Below are 933 nucleotides of genomic sequence, written 5' to 3' on the forward strand. Positions count from 1 at the left end.
TTACTTTATTTCGAATTAGTATATGCCTCCGTGCATCTTGCCCACTGTTTGGAACACAAGACTGGTCTTTGATCCAGCTAGAAGCATCCAATGGCAGTGCATCATAATCAGAATGCCCGATGGCCTCGTTTAACTGCTTCGATATTTCGTGCTCCTGATAGTATTTCCGGACCCATTCACAAAGGACGGCAGCAGTCACAAAGAAATTGAATAAGTCGTAACGATGAGGAACCCCATGGATTTTCTCGGCGTCGTGCAGCAATTTGCCCATCAGATCCTCCGGTGTTTCCAAACCGTATGAAATGTGGGATAAATCCTTTTGCTTAGCCATAAATCTCCTCACACGGCTGGAACTCGTGAGCTGCCCCTAACAGCAATTAGGCACCGCGCTCTAAGATTGCAGCATTTTGACTGCGTCGTTATTACTGACTTTGAACCATCAAACTCTCTGAGCATATATTTTTTAAAACAACAGCTTAGCTGAGCAAGGCCATCTCTGTCATGTAATCGTTCAGCGTCTGCAATTTGCTCCGCCAATCATACTGGATCAAATGGATGTGATGAGCCTAGAATCTCCGGAAGAAAGCCCTGATTCGAGTGTTCGCTTTTGTTTAACAGCGGGAACAAGCGCCACCACATCCCGTAAGCAACGGTCAAAACCGACCTTTCTATATTGCCCAAGAAACTGACAGTGTTCCAAAGCTGAAGTTGTCTTTATGGCGCTCGTCTTCGCTGGTCGAGGCACGCAATGTGACCGCGGCCAGCAGGTGATCCCACTGCCAGGTAGCGCCCAGACCAAGCTGACCAATCAGCGGCCCTTCGTCAAAACTATAAGCCCCGGCATTGTCGTCGATGTAGGAATAGCCTACATACTCCACACCCAGCCCCACATACACGGACCAGCTACTGCCCGAATCCTTGAACGAGCCCGGC

The 933-nt window shown here is 48.8% G+C and carries 2 protein-coding genes; both read right to left on the reverse strand.

Going from position 1 to position 933, the window contains the following annotated elements; genetic code table 11:
- Positions 1–331, reverse strand: a 331-nt coding sequence (locus Q668_RS00570) for a hypothetical protein (protein WP_036218711.1), incomplete at its 3' end; no start/stop codon positions are given.
- Between the two features lie 337 nt (positions 332–668).
- On the reverse strand, positions 669–933 hold a 265-nt coding region (locus Q668_RS00575; RefSeq protein ID WP_152521745.1), incomplete at its 5' end, for a lipid A-modifier LpxR family protein.

The organism is Marinobacter sp. ES-1, from assembly GCF_000475255.1.
GTDB lineage: Bacteria > Pseudomonadota > Gammaproteobacteria > Pseudomonadales > Oleiphilaceae > Marinobacter > Marinobacter vinifirmus.